The organism is Ideonella azotifigens (assembly GCF_006519715.1).
In the GTDB taxonomy this organism is placed as follows: domain Bacteria; phylum Pseudomonadota; class Gammaproteobacteria; order Burkholderiales; family Burkholderiaceae_C; genus Ideonella; species Ideonella azotifigens.
On record NZ_VIDT01000644.1, the window covers coordinates 1 to 3,149 of the forward strand.

The 3,149-nt window shown below is 69.6% G+C and carries 3 protein-coding genes; 1 reads left to right on the forward strand and 2 read right to left on the reverse strand.

Translation table 11 applies throughout. The features are described 5' to 3' along the window. Together FKP22_RS25570 and FKP22_RS25575 are read right to left on the reverse strand one after the other, a co-directional pair. On the reverse strand, positions 1-1,020 hold a 1,020-nt coding region (locus FKP22_RS25570), incomplete at its 3' end, for a pirin family protein (RefSeq protein WP_141290572.1). A gap of 346 nt (positions 1,021-1,366) precedes the next feature. Continuing rightward, positions 1,367-1,996 (reverse strand): response regulator, encoded by a 630-nt coding sequence (locus tag FKP22_RS25575; RefSeq protein WP_141290574.1) that lies wholly within the window; start codon positions 1,994-1,996, stop codon positions 1,367-1,369. A 143-nt stretch (positions 1,997-2,139) separates the two neighbouring features. Here FKP22_RS25575 and FKP22_RS25580 point away from each other — a divergent pair. Continuing rightward, positions 2,140-3,149 (forward strand): 7TM diverse intracellular signaling domain-containing protein (locus FKP22_RS25580; RefSeq protein ID WP_170201087.1); only part of this gene is annotated, 1,010 nt, incomplete at its 3' end.

A 3,149-nucleotide genomic window follows, 5' to 3' on the forward strand; every position in this document is an offset into this window, starting at 1 on the left:
CGGGCGCTCGACCTCGTCGCCGCGCTTGGCAAAGCGCGCCGCCTCCGGCCCGTGCACCAGCTCGGCTTCGGGCCAGGGCCAACCGCCGAACTGGGTGCGCTGGTAGTCGGCAAAAGCCTGGCGGATCTCCGCCTCGGTGTTCATCACGAACGGGCCGTATTGCGCCACCGGCTCGCCGATGGGCTTGCCTTGCAGCAGCAGGAATTCGGCCTTGGCGCTGCCCTGGTTGACCAGCTCGACGGCGCTGCCGGCGTGCAGCTCGATGGCGGCATGACCTGCCATCGGCTGCCCGGCCACCGTGACCTTGTCACCTGCGAAGAAGTAGAGCTGGCGCCGTGTGTCCGGCCCGTTGGCCGCCGGCAGCGTCCATGCCGCGCCGGGGTCCAGCTGCACGGTCCAGATCGCCACGTCGCTGTCATCCGCCGAGGCCCAGGAATGCGGCGGTGGTGCCAGCGGCTCGGCGGGCAGCTCGGCCAGGCGGCCGGCGATGCAGGTCACCTCGGCCCGTGCGCCGTTGGGGCCGCTGGGCACGACGAGGTGTGGAATGTCCTTTGACCAGAACATCGTGAAGTGCGGGTCGGCCATCTTGCTGCGGGCCGGCAGGTTCAGCCAGATCTGGAACAGCTCCAGCGGGTTGGGCGCCTCGGTGTCCAGCAGCGGAAACATCTCGCCATGCACGATGCCCTTGCCAGCGGTGAGCCACTGCACGTCGCCCTGGCCGTAGCGCGCTGCCGCGCCCAGCGAGTCCGCATGGTCGATCCAGCCGCGGCGCACGATGGTCACCGTCTCGAAGCCGCGGTGCGGGTGCGGCGGGAAGCCAGGCACGCCCTGGCCGTGGTACATGCGCCAGCCGTCGGCATTGTGGAAGTCCTGCCCCAGCGAGTGGCCGGCCAGCGAAGCGGCGGGGCCGTAGCGGCCGTTGGCCTTGGGGTACGCGTCGTCGTGGTAGACGCAGAACAGGAAGGGATCGAAGGTCGGCCAGGGAAAGCCCAGCGGCGCCAACTTCAGGACGGGGTTCATGGCAGGTCTTTCGCAGAAGAAGCGGCCAACCACCCAACCTGCGGGTGATGCGTGAGCTGATTGGCAAACAGCCACTCCGCTCACGCCCCGAAAGTACCAGGCAAACCATCAACCGCGGGGGTACCCCGCGGCGCGAAGACGCCACCGCCAGCACGAGGCTGCCGAAAGAGGCTTCGCCGAGAACTTGGGTGGCGGCCGCACGGTCATCATAGATGGCGCTCCGCAGGCACTGCGCGAGTGCTGCCGTGTCCGCTTCGGCGCTCCGGGTGGGCGGCCGGGTCACCGCAATGGGCCGCCGAGCGCCCGGCCCCGAGCCCCGAGCCCCGCCCGGCGCATTCGCAGCTTCTCAGCTGGTCAGCCAGCCCAGTGCATGCGCTTTCAGCACCAGCTGGGCCACGCTGTTGACCTCCAGCTTGCGCATCAGGTTCTCGCGGTGCTTGTCCACCGTCTTGGGCGACAGCGACAGCAGCTCGCCCATCTCGGCATTGCTCAGGCCGTCGCCAATCAGCTTGACGACCTGCATCTCGCGGCGGGTCAGCAGGCCTTCGCCCGGCGCCATCAGCGCGGCCACTGCGGCGGGGATCACCCGCTGCCCTTGCATCACGGCGCGCAGGTTGGCGAGCAGGTCTGCCGCGCTGCTGTCCTTCAGCAGCACGCCATCGGCCTGGGCGTCGGCCAGTTGCTTGAGCACCCTGCCGGCGCTGCTGCCGGTCAGGAACACAATGCGCAGCCCGGGTTGCGTGTGCTTGAGGTGGTTCACCACCGCCGAGCTGTCGCCGCCTGGCATGTGATAGTCGATCAGCAGCAGGTCCGGTTGCGTCAGGCGGAGCAGGTCCCTCAGTCCGAGCAGGTCCTGCGCCTCGCCCACCACCTGGAAACCGGCATCCCTGGTGAACAGCAGCTTGAGGCCTTCACGGAACAGCGCGTGATCGTCTGCGAGCAGCACTTTGACGGCGACCGGAGCTTGGGTTGGCAATGAACTGTCCTGACGGCGTGACGACCGGAGCGATCCGGCGGATTATCGCCAGCCTGCTGCTGATTGGCGCGGCGGCGATGCCCGCGTGGGCGGCGCCTTGTGTGCTGCTTGCGAACGAGGCCAGTCCGGACATCCAGCCCTGCATGAGCGAGAGGCCCGCGGCGGACGGCCTGCGACACCTGCGCATCGAGCTGTCCTGGGCCGGCCCCGGTGTGCTTCAGCGCGTGCTGGACCTTCGCGTGCCGGACGCACTGTCGCTGGCGGTGCGCCAGCAGGCCGTGGCATCAGACGGCAGCATGACAGGTCCGCCGCTGCTGCTGCAGGCCTTGCGGGCGGACTCGGCGTATGCCGAGCGTCTGCTGCCCAGCCCGCGCATCGCGGTGCCGCTGTCTCTCGCGCCAGGCCGCCACCTCATCGAGCTGGACTACCGCATTCACCTGGACGGCCGGCTGTATCCGCGGCTGGACGACGGCGCCGGCTGGCGTGCCCGCAATGCGCTGGGCGACATGTTCAGCGGCATGCAGTGGGGCCTGATGCTGGCCTCGCTGCTGCTGGCGGTGATGACCCGCGTGCTCGCCAGGACGCCGGTCAACTGGGCCTATGCCGCGCTGGTGGTGGTGCACGGCGCCGGGCTGGTGCAGATCCGTGGCGACGCCTTTGCCTACCTGTGGCCCCAGGCGCCGATGTTCAACCAGGGCATCACCGTGCTGGCGGTTTCCCTGGTGCTGTGCACCCATGCCTGGTTCGCCACCCAGTTCCTGGACCTGCGCGAGCGCTGGCCGCCGGTGTACCGCCTGCACCTGCTGCTGCTGGCGCTGCTGGGCCTGAACCTGCTGCTGCAGCGGGGGGAGGCCGCGGCGGCCGGTGCCGGGGTGTTGGCGCTTGCCTATGCCGCGCTGGCGTTCGCGGTGAGCTGGCGCAGCCTGCGCAGCGCAGCGGCAGACGCCAGGCTCTACACCGCCGGCACCGCGAGCTACGTGTTGTTCACGATCGTGCTCTTCGTGCCCTTTGCCGCCGGCCACAACCCGTGGCCGAGCTTCGACTTCCTGGTGCTGCCGGAGATCGGCTACATGCTGGAAACGGCATGTCTTGGTGCGGCCATGGTCTGGCGCGTGCGCCGCATGCAGCAGCGCCAGGCAGCGGCGCGCGAGCA